The sequence below is a fragment of the Salisaeta longa DSM 21114 genome (assembly GCF_000419585.1).
GTDB lineage: Bacteria > Bacteroidota > Rhodothermia > Rhodothermales > Salinibacteraceae > Salisaeta > Salisaeta longa.
Genome location: NZ_ATTH01000001.1, coordinates 699,683 through 716,846, shown reverse-complemented (window position 1 = coordinate 716,846; position 17,164 = coordinate 699,683). Strand labels below are relative to the sequence as shown.

The 17,164-nt window shown below is 65.5% G+C and carries 15 protein-coding genes; 6 read left to right on the top strand and 9 right to left on the bottom strand.

Going from position 1 to position 17,164, the window contains the following annotated elements:
- Positions 1–258 precede the first annotated feature (258 nt).
- Complete coding sequence (locus SALLO_RS0103065; RefSeq protein ID WP_022834854.1) at positions 259–4,272, top strand: ATP-binding protein; 4,014 nt, start codon at positions 259–261, stop codon at positions 4,270–4,272.
- On the opposite strand, the gene SALLO_RS14805 is transcribed toward SALLO_RS0103065, so the two are convergent.
- The 8 genes from SALLO_RS14805 to SALLO_RS0103025 all read right to left on the bottom strand — a co-directional run bounded on the left by SALLO_RS14805 (position 4,269) and on the right by SALLO_RS0103025 (position 10,872).
- Positions 4,269–4,979 (bottom strand): sulfite exporter TauE/SafE family protein, encoded by a 711-nt coding sequence (locus tag SALLO_RS14805; protein WP_051141270.1) that lies wholly within the window; start codon positions 4,977–4,979, stop codon positions 4,269–4,271. The two genes, SALLO_RS0103065 and SALLO_RS14805, sit on opposite strands and share 4 nt — an antisense overlap.
- Positions 4,976–5,446 (bottom strand): copper chaperone PCu(A)C, encoded by a 471-nt coding sequence (locus SALLO_RS14800; protein ID WP_022834852.1) that lies wholly within the window; start codon positions 5,444–5,446, stop codon positions 4,976–4,978. Before SALLO_RS14800 ends, SALLO_RS14805 begins: the two co-directional genes overlap by 4 nt.
- Before the next feature lie 17 nt (positions 5,447–5,463).
- Positions 5,464–6,072 (bottom strand): SCO family protein, encoded by a 609-nt coding sequence (locus SALLO_RS17560; protein WP_022834851.1) that lies wholly within the window; start codon positions 6,070–6,072, stop codon positions 5,464–5,466.
- Between the two features lie 112 nt (positions 6,073–6,184).
- Positions 6,185–6,655, bottom strand: coding sequence for a nucleoside deaminase (locus tag SALLO_RS0103045; protein WP_028566836.1), 471 nt, complete (start codon positions 6,653–6,655; stop codon positions 6,185–6,187).
- 74 nt (positions 6,656–6,729) lie between these two features.
- Positions 6,730–7,722 carry a 3'(2'),5'-bisphosphate nucleotidase gene (locus SALLO_RS0103040; protein WP_022834849.1) on the bottom strand — a complete coding sequence of 331 codons (993 nt, stop codon included), beginning with the start codon at positions 7,720–7,722 and terminating at the stop codon, positions 6,730–6,732.
- A 30-nt stretch (positions 7,723–7,752) separates the two neighbouring features.
- Complete coding sequence (locus SALLO_RS0103035) at positions 7,753–8,208, bottom strand: type I restriction enzyme HsdR N-terminal domain-containing protein (protein WP_022834848.1); 456 nt, start codon at positions 8,206–8,208, stop codon at positions 7,753–7,755.
- Positions 8,195–8,698 carry a dihydrofolate reductase gene (locus SALLO_RS0103030; protein WP_022834847.1) on the bottom strand — a complete coding sequence of 168 codons (504 nt, stop codon included), beginning with the start codon at positions 8,696–8,698 and terminating at the stop codon, positions 8,195–8,197. Before SALLO_RS0103030 ends, SALLO_RS0103035 begins: the two co-directional genes overlap by 14 nt.
- 83 nt (positions 8,699–8,781) lie before the next feature.
- On the bottom strand, positions 8,782–10,872 hold the full coding sequence (locus SALLO_RS0103025) for a peptidylprolyl isomerase (protein ID WP_022834846.1): 2,091 nt from the start codon (positions 10,870–10,872) through the stop codon (positions 8,782–8,784).
- Between the two features lie 254 nt (positions 10,873–11,126).
- On the opposite strand from SALLO_RS0103025, the gene SALLO_RS0103020 reads away from it, so the two are divergent.
- The 5 genes from SALLO_RS0103020 (at position 11,127) to SALLO_RS14780 (ending at position 16,501) form a co-directional block, all read left to right on the top strand.
- Complete coding sequence (locus tag SALLO_RS0103020) at positions 11,127–11,840, top strand: acetylglutamate kinase (protein WP_022834845.1); 714 nt, start codon at positions 11,127–11,129, stop codon at positions 11,838–11,840.
- Positions 11,841–11,985: 145 nt separating this feature from the next.
- Positions 11,986–12,177, top strand: coding sequence for a histone H1-like protein (locus SALLO_RS0103015; RefSeq protein WP_022834844.1), 192 nt, complete (start codon positions 11,986–11,988; stop codon positions 12,175–12,177).
- Positions 12,178–12,310: 133 nt separating this feature from the next.
- The gene (locus SALLO_RS14790) at positions 12,311–13,201 is read left to right on the top strand and encodes a DUF3078 domain-containing protein (protein ID WP_022834843.1); all 891 of its coding nucleotides are present in this window, start codon (positions 12,311–12,313) and stop codon (positions 13,199–13,201) included.
- A gap of 8 nt (positions 13,202–13,209) precedes the next feature.
- A complete protein-coding gene (locus SALLO_RS14785) occupies positions 13,210–15,435 on the top strand; it encodes a hypothetical protein (RefSeq protein ID WP_022834842.1) in 2,226 nt (741 codons plus the stop codon).
- A 103-nt stretch (positions 15,436–15,538) separates the two neighbouring features.
- On the top strand, positions 15,539–16,501 hold the full coding sequence (locus tag SALLO_RS14780) for a hypothetical protein (RefSeq protein ID WP_022834840.1): 963 nt from the start codon (positions 15,539–15,541) through the stop codon (positions 16,499–16,501).
- Between the two features lie 73 nt (positions 16,502–16,574).
- Here the strand turns inward: SALLO_RS14780 and hpt are convergent, their stop codons facing one another.
- Positions 16,575–17,156, bottom strand: a complete 582-nt coding sequence (gene hpt, locus SALLO_RS0102985) for a hypoxanthine phosphoribosyltransferase (protein ID WP_022834839.1) — start codon at positions 17,154–17,156, stop codon at positions 16,575–16,577.
- Between the last annotated feature and the right edge of the window lie 8 nt (positions 17,157–17,164).

The following is a 17,164-nucleotide window of genomic DNA, read 5'->3' as shown; positions in this document are numbered from 1 at the left end:
GCTGCGCTTGGCAGCATGTCGCGTGTTGTACTCAATGTTGCAGTCATACGATAGGAGCGGCTCAGGAAAGATGCTTGGAGATCTGTTCCAGAAGCTTGGGCTGGCGTCTCAAACCCTTTGGGATCTGTTTCAAACGCTTCGGATTTCGTCTCAACACGGATAATGCAACTCCATGGGGTGGCTCAGCCGTTGGAGGGACGAGCTGGCACCTTGCCTGCACACCGCGTACTGCTCGCTTATGATTACGCCTTGCCTGCTATGAAGAACACGCCGACGCGCTGGTGGATGGGCATCGGGGCGCTCCTCTTGATTGCAGCCCTAACCACCTGGGGCGCGCGCTCGGTGTGGCTGTCGCGCCTGGAGGCCCGCCCCGCGGTGCACCGGCAAGCGCAGGTTCAGGACGCGCTGCACCATGCGCAACGCGCCTTTGCGGAGGTCATCCACCAAACGCGCACGGCCGCCGAGCGGTGGGCCACGCGCCCCGCCCTTGTGCGTGAACTGTGGCAGGCCACCGAACAGGGCAAGGGCGCCGGCGCGCTGATGCGCATCGTAAGCACCGCTCGTCTGCCCGCGCGCACGGCGCTTGAGGTGTATGCCCCCACGCCGCGCCTGCTGGCCTGGAACGGCCCACGCCTTCCGCTATCGGATGCGCCCAACACGGCCTCTTTCCTGGAGCGCCCGCAAGTGCGCATCGTTACCGATGGCGACATACGCACGGCGCTTGCGGTGTGGTGGCCGATACAGCGCAACGGCGCGGTGATCGGGGTGGTGCGGTGGGTGCGCGTGCTTCGGTTTGAGCCCCCCATCCGCAACCGCTACCTGCAGGCGTACAGCATCACCGAAACCTGGAGCGCCGAGACGCCCTGGCCCGTTGCCCTCATCGTTCAGCCGTCGCCTGCCGCGCCCGCCGCGCAGTCCGCCACAGCCGTAGTGCGCACCGCGGAAGGACACCGCCTCGCCACATTGAGCGTCCGCGCACCATCGCTGGACGCGCTTCGTGAGCGCGCGGCCCAGTCCTTCGACGACGCGCTTTCGGTCATCGGACTCCTTGCCCTTCTCTGGCTGCTCACCGGCCTTTTGTACGGCTACGTGCACGCCGCCACGGCTGCACGCCGCCTCCGATGGCTTATCGGAATGCTCTGCGGGCTGATTGGATTACGCGTGTGGGCCCTGTGGGCCCACGTGCCCGCCCGGTGGATCGGCCGCGAGCAAACCCTCTACGCGCTCTTTGAGCCTACGTACCTCGCTTCTTCGCTGGGTATGGGCCTGATGCGCTCGGTGGGCGATTTGCTCCTCTCGGGCCTCGTCGCTTTTGCCCTCAGCGCCTTGCTGCTGTATCATGCCCGCACGCGATGGACCCTCCGCGCAACCGGCTACGCCACGTGGCGCCACGCCCTCACGACCTCTTCAGATGCGTCACGCCCGTTTCTCTTTGCCGGGGGCGTCGCGGTGCTCGCTTCACTCATGGGCGGGTTGTGCTGGGGCCTCTCGCACGTCGTTGAACGGGCGGTGCTGGATAGTACCCTAAACTTTTTTGCGCGTTCGGGCCTGCTGCCGGAGCCGCTGCTACTCGTGGTGCTCTGCGCACTGCTCCTGTTGACCGCCGCTGGTCTCATGACGGGGGGTGCGGCTGTGTGGGCCGCGGGCCCCTGGCTCGTGCGCCGTTGCCCGCGCACATGGGAAGGGCTAGGGCGCCTCCTGGCGGTGGCCCTCGTAACGGTGGGCGGCGCGTACCTCTTGAACAGCACCGCGATGCCCGTATCTCCTGGCGTACTGCTGGGGTGGATCGCGCTCATCGGCAGTGGGAGCTTGGTGCTCTTGGCCCGGCATACCTTTACGATGGGCGTGCTCGTGATGCGCGGGCTGCTCCTGGTCGTGCTGGTGCTTACTGCCATGCTGTATCCGCTACTGTACGAGGGCATGGACCAGCAGCGACGCAGCCGCATGCGCGAGGCTGCCCTTGCGTTTGACGAGGGCCGCGACCCGCGAGCGCTCTTTTCCATTGAGCAGGTCTTCGATACCGCCATCGACGTATTCCCGCGCCGCCCGCAACCGCCCGCAACGGTCGACTCTACCGTTACGCAGCTCTTGCGGCAATCGCTACTTGCTTCGCTTACCACCTACGCCACGTCCCTCGCCCTGCTGGATGCCACGGGCACCCCGCTCGCGTACGCGTCGACCGTGGGCGGCGGCATGCAACGCGCCGATCAGGCCGTGTTTCGCGCGTGGACGTCGGGGGCTTCGTGGGCGCCGGGCGAGCGGCGCGTATCGCGGTGGCGCTCGGCCAACGACGAACGCCTCCGCCCGCAGTACGTGGGCCTCATGGCGCTGCCCGGGCGGCCCCGCACGTGGCTCTTGATGCGCGCCGAGCCGCGGCCCCTACTGCCCGGCACCGGCACCGGCGTGCCGCGCGTGCTCCTGCCGGACGGGTCCTTCACCGATCTCTACGCCGAGTTGTCGTTGGCCGCCTTCCAAGACGGCCTCCTCACGCGCAGCCTAGGACGCGACTTCGACTGGGCCCGCCTGCCCCAACCGCTCCAGCAACAGCTTCAAACCACCTCCCCGATGTGGCGGCAGGCCACCATCAGCGGAACCGACTACCTCACCTACTACCAAAACGCTCAGGTACAGCCGCAAACCGTTGTTGCGGTCCGTATCCCGTCGGTGCGCCCCTTCGACCACCTCTACTACATGCTGCGACTTTCGGTCGCCGGTATGTTGCTCGCGCTGCTCGCGTACGTGGTGGGGTTGGCGGTACGCTACGACGCCGGTTATCTGCCCGCACCGCGCATCCGTTTTCGCGACAAAGTGCTCAATGCCCTCCTCGGCGTAGGTGTTCTGTCGGTCATTGCCGTTGGGGCTGTGGGCGTACAGGTCGTCACAACGGAAAGTGCTCGTGACGTGACCTATCGGCTGCACGATCAGCTCAGCCGTGTCGAGGAGCTTCTCGCGGCCCGCGCGCGTCCCGAAGAGCGCATTTACGAAGTCCTTGCCCGCACCGATGTGGACTCGCTGGCTGCCCAGGCCGGACTCGACCTCAACGTCTACATCGACGCCCGCCTCATGGCCACCAGCCGCCCGCGTCTCGTACGCGACCGCCTCATGGAGCGCCGCCTGCCGGGGCCCATCTATCACCGCATCTATTACGATCACTACCGCTTTGTGACCGCGCCCTCCGACATCGGCAGCTTTCGCTACGCGGTGGGTTACCAGGCCCTGCTCGACGACACCGGCACGCCGCGCTACATCGTGGCTGTCCCCACCATCGCCCAGCAAGAGCGCCTTCAGGAGGAGCGCGCCCGTACGCTGGCCTACTTCTTTGGGGGCTTGCTGCTGCTCGTCGGAGCGGCCCTGGCGACCGCGCTGCCCCTTGCAAACGCCCTCACGCGGCCCATCGGACGCCTCAGAACGGCGCTCGAAGCGGTGGGCGAGGGCCGCTACGTGCAGCCGCTTCCGGTAGAAACCCGCGACGAGATTGGTACGCTCGTGCACACCTTCAACGAAATGCGCGCGCAGCTCTCCGAAAGCCGACGGAAGCTGGCGCGCCAGGAGCGCGAGATGGCGTGGCGCGAGATGGCCCGGCAGGTGGCGCATGAAATCAAGAACCCGCTGACGCCCATGAAGCTCTCGGTGCAGCACCTGCAACGGGCCTTTCAGCGGGTGGAGGGTGAATCCACGCCCGCCTGGACCCGCTTCGCTGAGCTGTTTTCGCGCGTGACGGCCATGGTCGTCGAGCAGGCCGACACCCTCGTTCGGATCGCCGACGAGTTTTCGAGTTTCGCCCGCATGCCCAAGCGCGTCGCCGAGCCCCTCGACCTCAACGCGGTGGTGCAGGAGGCCGTGCGCGTGATGGAATCCGACGCGCCGCCCGACACCATCCGCCAAACGCTCGCCGATCGCCCGCTCATCGTATCGGCCGACCATGAGGAGCTGCGGCGCATCTTCATCAATCTCATCAAGAACGCGCTCCACGCGCTTCCAGACGGCGAAGGCACCGTTCATATCCAGACGCAGGAGGCACCCACGCGTGCATCACATGCGCGGGCCACGGTGCGAGATACCGGGACCGGCGTGCCGGACGATATCCGCGACAAGATTTTTGAGCCCAACTTTTCGACCAAAAACAGCGGCACGGGCCTTGGACTTGCCATCGCGCAGCGGGCTGTTGATGCCCTCGGGGGGCGCATGGGCTTTGAGACGGAAACCGGCGTCGGCACGACGTTTTGGATTGAGCTGCCGCTTGCCGACCACGCGCCCGACGCCTCTGATTAGCCGCCGACGCTACCTTCAATGGCCTGCTGCAGGGCGTGCACCGCGTGCTGCATGTGTGCCCCCATGGCCGTTCCGCGCAGCACGAGCAGCACTCCCACCACAAAAAGGCCGATCGGTGCAAAGCGTGTGAGGCGCTCGCGCCATGTTGCCGAGGCCACCCGCCCCGCCAGGCTCACCGCGAGCATCGCGGGAAAGGTGCCCAGCCCAAAGCCCGCCATAAAGGCCATGCTACCGGCAAGCGAGCCGGCCGCCACGGCCGTAGCGAGCGCCGCGTAGACGAATCCGCAGGGAAGCAGGCCGTTGAGGAGCCCCACGCCCAGCAGGGCGACCCACCCGCCCCGGGCATACAGGCGCTGGATCGGCTTCATCAGCGGACCAAACCACTGCGCCGGCCCGCGCTCCACGCGCCCCCATTGCTGCCGCACCCACGGCACCACGGCCGCCGCCATCATGCCGCCGCCCACCGCCACCGACACGACGCGCTGCAGGCCCGCAAACGACAACGCCAGTCCCACCGTACCCGCCAGCGCCCCAAGCAGGGTGTAGGTCACCACGCGGCCGCTGTTGTACACCAGCCGCTCGGCCAAAAACCGCCAGGGCGCATGCTGCGCACCCGGCAGCCCAAGCGCCAGCGGGCCGCACATGCCCACGCAGTGCACGCTCCCCACAAACCCAAACGCCAGCCCGGCAGCGATCCACTCCATCATGGCGCTGGGGGGGCCGATTGACGAACCGGAACCTGGACGCGCTGCGTGTCGGATTGGGCAAACACGAAGGTGGCCACGAGCGTGTCGCCCGGCTGCAGCGGCTGCGCAAGGGCTTTGAGCATCACATGCCGTCCGCCCGGCGCAAAGGCGATGCGCGTGCGCGGCGGCACGGCCACGTGGTCAATGGCGCGCATGCCCATCAGCGAATCACCGGCCGTATACGTCTCATGCAATGATGCCGCACCGGCAGGCGTGCGCACGGCGCGCAACGTATCTTCCGCCTGCGTGCCATTTGCGACCTGAAAGTAGAGCGCGCTCGTGCCCGTAGCCGGCGCCATTCGGGCCCAGGCTTGCTCAATGGTTAATCGATTGGCCGGAAGGGGTGGCTCGGCCGGGGCGGTAGACTCTGCTCCGCAGCCGCTCAGGAATAGACCGATGCACAGGAGAACAACAGATCGAATGGGCATACGTGCAGGAGAACCAATTAAAACATCCACTCCGATTGTAGCGCTTCAATGGTTTCCACCACCATGTCGGGCGGCGTGCGGCTCCCGCTGAAGCGCGCCCTTAGGCGGCCCTGCGCGTCGAGCACCACGATACGATCGGTGTGCAAAAAGGTGTATGCGCTGGCCGTGTCCGGATCTACCGGATCGCCGGCGGGCGTCACGGGCTTGTGTACGATGTTGAGCGTTGCCATTGCGCGGTTGATAGCCGACGTGTCGCCCGTCAGAAAGGGCCACTGAGGGTCCTGAATGCTATACAGCGCGCGGTATTCGGCCAAGCGCTGGGGCGTGTCGCGCTGCGGGTCGAACGTGATCGAGACGAACTGAACCCGCGCCGTATCGGGGCCAAGCGCGCGGCGGATTTCCTTCATGTTGGCCGTAATCAGCGGGCAAACATCCGGGCAATGTGTGTAGATGGCGCCCACCACCGTCGGTGTGCCCTCAAAATCGGTAGGAAAAACCACCCGCTGGCTGTCTTGGGTGACGAGCGTCACCGAGGCGTCCGCTAGCGGATCAATCACCCGCGGCGCGTCCGACTGACACCCCAACATGATGATCGCGAGTATCGCAATGCCAATGAAGCGCCCCATGTCATTTCCTACGTTAATCAACGTCTGGATTGCTTGTTATGACACGTCTAGAGTAGCAGTTTCACTCATTTGGTGTTAAGGCCCTCGAAGCAGCCGCAGCGGCGCGGGCCCGTCAGTATTCCACGCGTTCCTCAAAATCGTCCCACACGGCAAACGCCCGCTGGCCCTCGTCGCGCAGCAGGGGCTGCATCGGAAGCGAGCGCTCGCTCGGGGCGCGCTCAATCTCGTTGTAGATGTGCGCATCGTCGAACCCGGCAGCGGCCGCATCGGCCCGCGTGCTGGCGTACACCACACGGTCGAGGCGGGCCCAGTAGATCGCCCCCAGGCACATCGGGCACGGCTCGCACGACGCATACAACGTGCAGCCGGTCAGTTGGAAGTCGTCCAGCGTGTCGCAGGCGTGCCGGATGGCCATCACTTCCGCATGTGCCGTGGGGTCTTGGATCGTCGTCACGCGGTTGGTGCCGGCGCCCACGATGGTGTCATCGCGGACGACGAGGGCGGCAAATGGCCCGCCGCGTCCCGCCTTTACATTCTCAACCGCTCGGTCAATGGCTTCACGAATCCAGCGTGTATCGTTCATGTGGTGCAAAAGAGAAGATAAGCAATACCATCGAGAAGGAAGGCCGCGGCCTGTTGCCCGCAGCCCACTCGGCGTTATTCGTCTGAGAGATCCGCGTCGAGGGCCGCGAGCACGCGGTCGTGAAAGGCCCCATTCGTGGCCACGATGCCGGTGTTGTGCTCAAGCAACGGAGCCGCGGTGAAGTCGAGCGGCGCGCCGTGCATGTCGGTCACCGTGCCGCCCGCCGCCTCCACGATGAGCATGCCCGCGGCATGATCCCATATCTTTTCGACATACGTGCTCCCGGGCCGGGGCAGCCGGAAGTAGATGTCGGCATCGCCGCGCGCCACCGCCGCATACTTGGCCTGACTGTCCAGCCGCAGCGGATCTTCGGTAATGCCCAGGCGCCGCCCCACCGACACCGCGCGGTCGTGTGCGCTGTGCGCCGACACAAACGAATCGGTAAAGCGCCCGCCCGCCGGATCGGTCGTGTCGCTGGCCGTGATGGGCTGCAACGGCGCGTCTTCCGTCAGTCCCTTTTGGTACGCGCCCGCGCCACGCACCGCCACAAACGTTCGGCCGGCCGCGTGGGGATCGTCAAAATCGTCAGGAAGGTTGGGGCAGCACAACGCCGCTACCTGCGGCGTGCCCTCAACCACCAGCGCCAGCGCAATCGCGTACTGATCGCCGCGCACAAAGCCTTTGGTGCCATCGATGGGATCGAGCGTCCAAAAGCGATCGCTGTACGCCCCGGCGTTGCCGTAATCAATCCAGGCGCACACGTCGTCCACCGTGGCCTCGGGATGCTGCGCCCGCACGCGGGCCACCACCTGCTCGCGCACGGACCGGTTGGCTTCGGTTTGCAGCGCGCTGCTGTCTTCCTCGGCAATGATCGGGTCGTTGGGGAACGCATCCCGCAGGGCTTTGCAAATCACCGCCTGACTGCCAAAATCGGCGACGGTAACGGGGGTGCGGTCGTCTTTTTCGAGCACGCTGCCCGCGATGGATGCTTGCACGGTCTGGCAGAGGGTGGCGGCAGCGCGCACGGCCCGAAGGGCAACGGCGCGTTCATCGGCGTACGTCGGCATGAGGCAGATTGATTGGTGAGTACAGGCGGCTCAACAGGCGTCGAGCAGTTCGTTGTATGGCGGTAAATCGTCGAGAAACGTGTATCCGTCGGCAGACACCCGGCAGGCGTAGTGCTGCCGTCCGTTGGTGACCACGAGGTATGGGGCCTGGAGGGCCAGGTTGTACTGCGCGCCCTGGTCGAACGCGGCTTGGGCAATGGCTACGCGCGGCGCCTTGCACTCGGTGACGAGCAGCGGCGTGCCGCGCCGGGTGTACACCACCAGGTCGGCGCGCCGGTCCTGATCGTGCACGGTGAGGGTGGCTTCAATAGCTACCAGCCCCGGCGGCACCGCAAGCACTTCCACAAGGTAGTGGGCAAAATGCTGGCGGACCCACTCCTCGGGCGTCAGGCGTACGTAGCGGTCACGAAACCGATCGTACACCATGCGGCGGCCCGCGGTCTCCGTAATGCGCAGGTCGCATGCGGGCAGGTTAAGCGGTTCCATCGGCGCGCACATAGGTGACGAACCGAAAGCCATCGTGCGGCTCCTCGCGGGCGACGGTGAAGACGTCGCCCACCAGATGCTTGAACGGCGGAAAGTAGGTATCGCCCGCGTGGGCCCCCTCCACGAGCGTCAGCTCCATGCGGTCGGCGCGCGGCAGAAACTGCTTGTAGATGTCGCCGCCGCCGCCAATGTACACCACGTCGGCATCGGCCACGGCCGCCATCGCCGCATCGATGGACGAATAGGTCTCAATGTCCGGATAGTCGGGCAGGCCCTGCGTGGTGAGCACCATCATCCGCCGGTTGGGGAGCGGGCCGCCGAACTGGTGCACCACCGATTCGAAGGTATGGCGGCCCATCAGCAGCGGGTGGCCCGTGGTGAGGCGCTTGAAGCGCTTCAAATCTTCCGGCAGGTGCCACGGCAGATCTTTGTCCTTTCCAATGACGCGGTTCTCCTCAGCAACCGCTGCAATCAGTACAATGTCGGGCATACACACACATCAAAGGCCAACAGAAGAAGAGGCGGAGGCGCTTGTTTGCGAGCCTCCGCCTCTATCGCGTCGTCACGGGGTCGTTAGCGGAGGATCTCCGACCGGTTGTCTTGGATCTCGGCCGCGTCGCGCAAGCTGGCAATCCATTGCTGCACCACCTGCTGCTGCTGACGCTGCAGGAGTTGCTGCTCCAGTTCCTCCCGCTTCTCAGCCGTGAGCGGCGCCGGCTCGTTCCGGCCGGTGCACTGAACCACGAAGGCCGCGTTGTCTCCGCCGATGACGTTGCTCATCTCGCCGGGTTGCAGGGCCATGGCCGCGCCGGCAAACGCCGCATCGCGCCCAATACCGGCCACGGTGGTCGTGTTGAAGGTCACGTCCTGCTTCGTGCGCACACGGGTGCCCAGTGCCTCCGCAACGCCATCGAGGCTGCCGGTGGCGGCCAAGGCGCGGCGCATCATGGCCACCGCTACGTCGCGCTTCTTCTGCAGCTCAACCTGCGAGCGGACCTGCGCCTTCACATCTGCAAATGCACGGTAGCCTTCCGGCTGCACGCCCATCACCTTTACGACGGCAAACTGGTTCTGAAACTCCAGCACCGGACTGATGGCCCCTTCTTGCACGCCCTGCACGAAGTTGGTGAGCTCGTAGCTGCGGCCCAGGCCCGGCACGGCGTTCTGGTCGGCCTCAATTTGCACCGTTTGGACGTCCAGGTTTTGGCGCTTGGCCTCCGCAGCGAAGTTTCCATTTTGCTCCGCATAGTACGCCAGGTCGTCCAGGTCGGCCTCAATATCGTTGAGCGTCGCCATGCTGGGATTGAGCGAGAACGCCAGGTCGGCAATCTGCACCGCCTGCTCGGCGCGCGCTTCCACCTTGATGAGGTGATAGCCAAACTGGGTTTTTACCGGTCCCACCACCTCGCCGGGGGCCGCGTCAAACGCAGCGTCGTTGAAGGCCGCCACCATGCGGCCGCGTCCAAACCAGCCCAGGTCGCCGCCTTGCGAGGCGCTGCCGGGATCTTCGGAATACTCGCGGGCCAGCTCCGCAAAGCTCGCGCCGGTTTGCAGGCTGTCGCGCAGGCGCTGCATGAGGCCCAACGCCTCCATGCCGCCCGTTTGCCCGTCGGTCGGAATCAGGATGTGGCGGGCGTGCACAAACGTCTCATCCGAGGGGCGCGCGTCGATCACCTTCACGAGGTGCCCGCGCTCGTTGGCAAACACCGGACCAACGATTTCGCCCGGCTGCGCGTCGCCGTCGGCAAAGATGGCGTCGGCGATGGGCCCTTGCATGTTGGTGGGCGTGAGATAGGCGCTAGAGAACGAGCGGACGGATGCGTTCTCAGCAACAAAGGCCGAGTCGTTCGCGGCCGCCGCAAATTCGTCGCGGTAGCCTCGCAAATCCTCCGCGATGGCCGTGCTATCGGCCGCGGTGGCTTTCTTCGAGCGCGTGACGTACGACAGCTTGTACGTCTTGGGCTGTTTGAAGTCCTCTTTGTTCGCCTCGTAGTAGTCGCGCAGGTCCTGCGTCGTGACCGTGACGGAATCGTCTGGCACGGTGGCGTAGCGAACGGATACGTAGCGCGTGTCGACGGTCGTGTTTTGCCGCTCGTAGAAGGATGCTACATCTTGCTTCGACACGAGCACCGTAGAGGTGAGCAGGGTTTGCAGCTTTTGCTGGCGGCGCTGGCGGCGCAGGAATTCTTCTAGCTGCTTCCAGCGCTCGGCCATCTGCGGATTTTGCGCCAGGTTGCGAATCATCTGCCGGTTGATCGCGCCCGTCGAGTCGGCAAACTGCTGGCGGATGATCGGGTGCGGGTTTTCGCCGTACACCATGTCCAGCACTTCCTGGTCGGTTACGGTAATGCCCAGCCGCTGCATCTCTTGCTCAACAAGCTGCTGGCTCACGAGCTGATCGAACGTGCGCTGCCGGATCATGTCCTCCATGGCCGGCGACACCTCGCCCATGCGCTGCTGAAATTGCTGGCGCTGTTGCTGCAGGGCGCGCTGGTATTGCTCGTAGGGCACCGGCGCGCCGTTGACGACCGCAATATTTTGCGTCGGTTGCCCCACAACGTTAAACACATTGGAATCCTGGAGCGTCCAGATGACGCCAAACGCGATCACGAGAATCCAAAGAATGACCCCGGTGTTCTTCCGGAGCCGCATCATTACACCCATGAGAAAACCGTTCTACTAAATTAAGCGGACGACGACCATGCGCCACGTGTGCGCATGTTTGCATGCTCGTTGCATTCAATGCACAACCGCCCTACCCGCGCTCTGGCGGATTGTTCTTTTGTGGGCGCCGATGCGCACGCCCGGTCTCATTTTCCGTAGATTGTTCGCATCGCCCCTCGGACACACTGCACTGCGGCTGCGGTTGGAGGATGCTGTGCGGCTTGCCCTCTTTACGTCAATCGTTACACACGCCTATGCCTACGCTTCACCTTGTGTACCTCGACCGCGACCACCTGAGCGACCCGGTGTTTCTGAACACCTTGGCCCAAACGTTTGCGAAGGTGCCCCCGGCCCAGCGCACGCCCATGGTGCTCGTGCATGGATCGGGCGAGAAGGTAGAGCGCACGCTTGAAGCCGACGGCCGCCTCGTCGAGCGCACGGATGCCGGCACCCTGCCCGTAACCGACCCTGCCGACCGTCAACTGGTCGAGCGCGCCGTGCGGGAGACGAATAAACAAATTTTGAGCGCCCTCGCCGATGAGGTAGTGCCCGCGGTGGGCATCCAGGGCACCGACCGCGGGGTGCTGCGGCGCACCGACGACGGCGGCCTCACCACCGGCCCGCTCGGCTGGGTGGAAGCGCTCCTCTCGCAGCATGTGTTGCCCGTCATGTCCACGCTCGCGCCGCCCCAAGCCAACCAGTCCACTGCCGAGGAGGCCGCCCCCGCGCAGGTGCTGCAGGCGCTGGCCAAAGGCTGGAGCGACCGCTACGCGCCCGTCCTCACCTTCATTCAGCGGGCAGACTGGAGCGCCGTCCCCGATGGGCTCTCGGCCGATGCGCTCGACGCCTCGGCATACAGCGAGCCCGCCGTCGTTCGGTCGTGCCTCCACGCGGCGCCCATCCGCCTCACACGCCTCGAAGCCCTCCTGAACGGCGATTCAGCGTCTCAAACGCCGGTGGGGGAGTGAACCTTTGCCTAAGAACCCCCCGAATCCTGGAAAATAGCCGCCAAAAGCGGCAATGCCCCTTGACAGCCGCTCAGCCCGCACTTAGGTTCGTTCTATCGTTTTCACAAGCCAACGAACCATTCATACTACCGGAGGCGACTCGCATATGAGCAAATTTGAAGAGCGTTACGCAGAGCTGACAGACACCGTAGAAGAGGCCGAAGAGGACCTCATGAAGTTCTACGAGAAGGGCAACAAGGCTGCCGGGACCCGTGCCCGTAAGAGCATGATGGCCCTCAAGAAGCTGGCCCACGAGATTCGCCAAGAGATCCAAGACATCAAAAACAACGAGCTTTAAGCTTGTATCGGGATGCTTCGGCATCTCTGCGTTTTGATCCGGGGGCTGTGCCGAGCATATCGGCACGGCCCCTTGGCGTATCTTCTCCTCCCTACCGTTGCTACGTATGGTGCCCACACGTCCTCGCACCGCTTTGCTGGTTCGCCTGTGGCTGCTCCTCTTAGCCGCCGGTGGCTTTCTGAGCAGCCCGCTCTACGCGATGCCCGCTGATACTACCTGGTCGTTTGGTCTATCGGGCGAGGTGGCGGGCTCGCAGGCGGCGTACCGGAACTGGCAGAGCGGAAGCACAAGCTCCCTCATGTTAAAAGGCGCCCTCGATGCCCGCGCGGTGCATGCGGGGCAGCCCTGGCACACCACCATCAAGAGCCACCTGGCATTTGGCGTCCTGCGGCGCGACGAGGAGCGGCTGCAAACCGCCGATGACGTGATCCACGTTCAGGTGCTGTCCGATTACCGCACCAACGACTCGATCGACGACCTCCTCAACCCGACGCTCGGAGCCAGCGCGCGCACGCAGTTCGCCAAAGGGTTCAACTTCTCCCAAAATCCCTATCCGGCCGGTCATCCGCGGGCCGATGCCGACCTCCCCGTCGTAATATCGCGGTTTCTATCGCCTGCGTATTTCACGCAATCGGTCGGGCTTACGTACAGCTACGCGCCGGTGCTGGAGGTGCGTGTGGGCGGCGCTGCAAAACAGACGATGGTGCTCGATGATAGCGTGCGCGTGCTGTACAACCTGCAAACGTCGCAGGCCGTACGCTTTGAGGCGGGCGCCGAGGTGTCCTCGAAGCTCCAGTACGGCATCACATCAAACATTCGCTACAACAGCGCCCTGGATCTCTTCTTCGCGTTCAACCAGTCGGATACGCCGCCCGACATGAGCTGGGAGCATACGCTGAAGCTCACCGTGAACGATTGGATGCACACCAACGTCCTCTTTGTGGCGCTGTTTGACCGTGACACCAGCCGCGCGCTGCAGCTCAAACAACGCCTCTCGGTGGCGGTCTCTTTCGATATTATCTGACGTCAATCGTGCGCTCTACCACCCGACGCGTTGCGCTCACGTACGGCCTTACGGCCGTGCTGCTGTGGCCGCTGCCCCTCGTGCAGGTCCTGCACGTCGAATCGGCGGCCGTCGTGGCTACGGTTGGGTTTTTTGCAGGGGGATGGGCGGCGCTCCGGGAGTGCGCGCATGGCACGTCGGTGGCGCATGTTGCAGCACAACAGCTCGCTCTACTGGCGCTTCCGGCGTTGCTCCTCACCGTTTCGATGGCCTGGGCGCCAAACTGTGGCTATCTCGAAGGGCTTCTGCTGTACGCTGTGTTCACCATCCCGTCGGTGCTGCTGGGCGTGGCGTTGGGCTTTGCCCTTGGCGGTACAACCTGGCAGCATCCGCTGCGGATGCTTGGGGGCTTGGGCGTGGGGCTCATGGTGGCTGGACCGGTGTACGACCTCGGCTTTCATCCGCAGTTTTACACCTACAACCACGTGTTTGGCGGCGTGCTGGGCCCCATCTACGACGAGCAACTGGCCATCCGCGCGGGACTTTTCTTCTTTCGCGGTCTCACGATGCTGTGGGCGGCGCTTCTTGTGGGCGTGGGCCTGCGGCTTCGCGGACGCCTCGGCGGCTGGCGGCGCGCGTGCGTTCCGGCGTTGGCCCTCTGCATTGGGGCGGTGTACTACGCGGCCCCGGCGCTGGGCATCAACACGACGCCCGCGGTGCTCCGAAACGCGCTCGGCGGCCACGTCCAAACGCGCCACATCGACCTGTACTACGACCCCGCCGATCTGTCGCGGCCCGCGGCGCAGCGGCTGGCCCGCGAACATGCGTTCCAACTGGCCCGCCTGGGCCGTCGGCTCAACCTGTCACTCGACCGCTGGCAGGGCGCCCATCGCATCCAGAGCTACATCTACCCCAGCCCTGCAGCCAAAGCCCAACTCGTGGGCGCCCGCTACACCAGCGTGGCCCCGGTGTGGCTGGCGCAGCCGCAGATTCACGTGCTGGATGCCTACGTGGATGCAACGCTGGGGCACGAGCTGGCGCACGTGGTGGCTCGTCCGTTTGGGTTGCCTTTGCTAAAGGCCACGTGGGCCGTGGGGCTGGTGGAGGGATGGGCCGTGGCCCTGGAGCCGCCCAGCGGCCGTCCCTCGGTGCACGACCAGATGGTGGCGCAGCTCGCGGAACGCTCCCCCGAGGCCTGGGCCGCCGACGTCGCGGCCCGCTTGTCGCCGTGGGGCTTTTGGACGGGCCGCGGGGCGGTGTCGTACACGGCCACGGGCTCGTTTGTGGCCTTTCTTTTGCAGCGTTACGGCGCAGCGCGGCTGAAGCGGGTGTACGCGCGGGCCAACGTTGCCGCGGTGTACGGGCAGCCCGCCACGGCCCTTGCGCAAGAGTGGGCGCAGTTCTTGGCCCAGCGCCGGCTGGTGACGCGCGCGGCCCATGACCTCGTGACGCGCCGCTTCGCGCGGCCCTCGCTGTTTGAGACGCCCTGTCCGCATTACGTGCCGCCCTACCGGCGCCGCTACCAGGACGCCACCGCGGCGCTAGACCGCGGCGACACGACGCAGGCCCGGCGCGCCCTAAACGCTTCGCTCCGCCTCGCCCCTCGCTTCCTGCCCGCGCGCACGCTCTGGGCCCGCCTGTTGCTGCACGACGGCCAGGTGGCACCGGTTTACGCCGCGCTCGACACCATCGCTACGGCGCACCATACCCTGGCAACGCGTTACCTGCTGGGCGATGCAACGGCGCTTCGGCAACAGCCCGATACGGCACGCGCCCACTACACCGCCGCCCTCCAGCGCGTGCCGCGCTACGCCTATGCCCTCCGCAGCCGCATCGCATTGCGCCGTGCCCTGGCCCACCGCCCGGCGTTGCTGCGCGCCCTGCAACGACCGGGGCGCGTCCCGCCGCGCGATACCACCGAAGCCCTGGGGCGCCTGTGGGCCGGGTTGGGGGCGCTCGACGCAGGCCATCCCGCACGCGCCCTGGCCGCCTGGGAGGGACTCAGCCCGCCATTTCTTGCGCCTTCGGCCCCGCCGGCCCTGCGCGCTGTCATCCGTCATCAGTGGACCGTGTGGCAGGCGCGGGCGCTCCGAGGGGCGGGGCGCGCACCCGCGGCGCTGCCGCTGTGGACGCAGGCGCGCCGCGAGGCGCAGTTCTGGGGCGACCGACCGCGGACTGCGTTCCTTGCGCTGGAACATGCCCGTACGCGCTTCCAGATGGAACACCCGCTCCCGGCGACGGCTTCACACCCATGATTTTGTCGCTGCCGCTGCACACCAATGCCCTGCGCGGCCGCTTCATCGCTGGGCCCGCGCCGGCGCCCGCCGTTCTTCGCTATCCACGAACCACCGCTCTTCTGTGATTACTGACCGCATCAAGGCTCTCCGTGCAACGGCCACCCGGTGGCGCGAACCCGACGACGAGCGCCGTCACGCGGCGGTGCATGCGGCCTTAGACGGCGACGCGCGCTGGACCGAAGCCAGCGTGGCCTTTGCCATCAATCAGGTAATGGAGGAATTGCGGACGGAAGGCTTCGCTGAGCGGTTTCCGCCCATTGAGGGTGCCCCCACGGCGGCCGTGCTCCATGGAACGGCGTATCCGCTGCAAACTCTGCGCGTCGCCGCGGCGGCCTGGGTGATGGGCTACACGGTGCGCAGCGTCGCGCCCTCCCCCCTTCTGCCCGCGTTTTTGGACGACCTCGCGGCTGAATCGTGGACGCGCGGGGCACTCACGGGCGCCGATCGGGTGGTGCTGGGCGCCGGCACCACCGCCGATCCCAATGTCCTCCCCGACGATTCGCTGGTGCATCGCGTGCCCGACACGCCCCACATCGCGGTGCTCGACGGCCACGAGACAGACGACGAGCGGCTGCAATGGGCCGAGGATGTGCTCCTGTTTGACAACACCGGCCCGCGGCGCGTCACGCTTGTGTGGGCGCCGGCCGGCTGCTCGCCCGATCCCTACTTCGATGCCCTGGCGCAGCTGCGCGGGCTGTTTCCGGGGCACGACGCCACCCCCGGCGCGCTGCAGATGCAACAGGCCTTCCTGGAAGCCACCGATCAGCCGCACGCCTACGACGACGCCCTCACCTTCTTGATCAGCCGCGGCGCGCCCGAGGTTCAGTCGCCCGGGCACATCCGCTGGGTGGAATACGCGTCGCTCAATGACGTGGAAACGGCCGGCGCGCATGTGGTGGCGCGCACCGACTTGTCGCTTCCCACCAGCGATTATGCCACCATCCAGCCACCGGGCCACGTCCACCGGCCCACGTTCGACGCCCCAGCCATATCCGACGCCTGCGCCTTTTTAAGCGCTAATTAAACGCCCCCCACGCGCCAGATTACAAACAGCGCTTGGCGGAGGTGCAGCTGCTGCACGTTGTAGCTGCCCGCGGTCATTTATCCAAGATGTAGATGTCGGGCAGATTGCGCGCGATCTGGCCGTAGTCCAGCCCGTACCCGATCACGAACAGGTCGGGAATCTGAAACCCCACGTAGTCGAGGGGCACGTTGTGTTGTGTAGACGCCGGTTTATGGAGCAGCGTGCACACCCGCAGCGAGTTGGGCTTTAAGGGGCGCAGCTTCTCTATGATGTACTCCATGGAAAGGCCCGTGTCGACAATGTCTTCCACGATAATCACGTCGCGCCCTTCAATGTTGGCATCGATGCGCTTCAGCTCGGTCACCTCGCCGCTCGACACCTTGGCATCGCCGTAGGACGAGAGCTTCAGGAAATCGACCTCGCAGTCGATGGTGATGCCCCGCATCAGGTCGGCGGTAAACATGAACGCGCCGTTCAGCACGCTCACCAGAATGGGCGTCGTATTGCGGTAATCGCTGCTGATGGTGGCCCCAAGTTCGGCAGTGCGGGCCTGAATATCCTGCGCGGTAAGGTAACGCCGAAACCGCTCGCCGCGGCATTGGATGGTGTGCTCGTCGGAAGAAGCCGTGACGTCGGTAAGATCGTGGGCGGGCATGGAAGGGG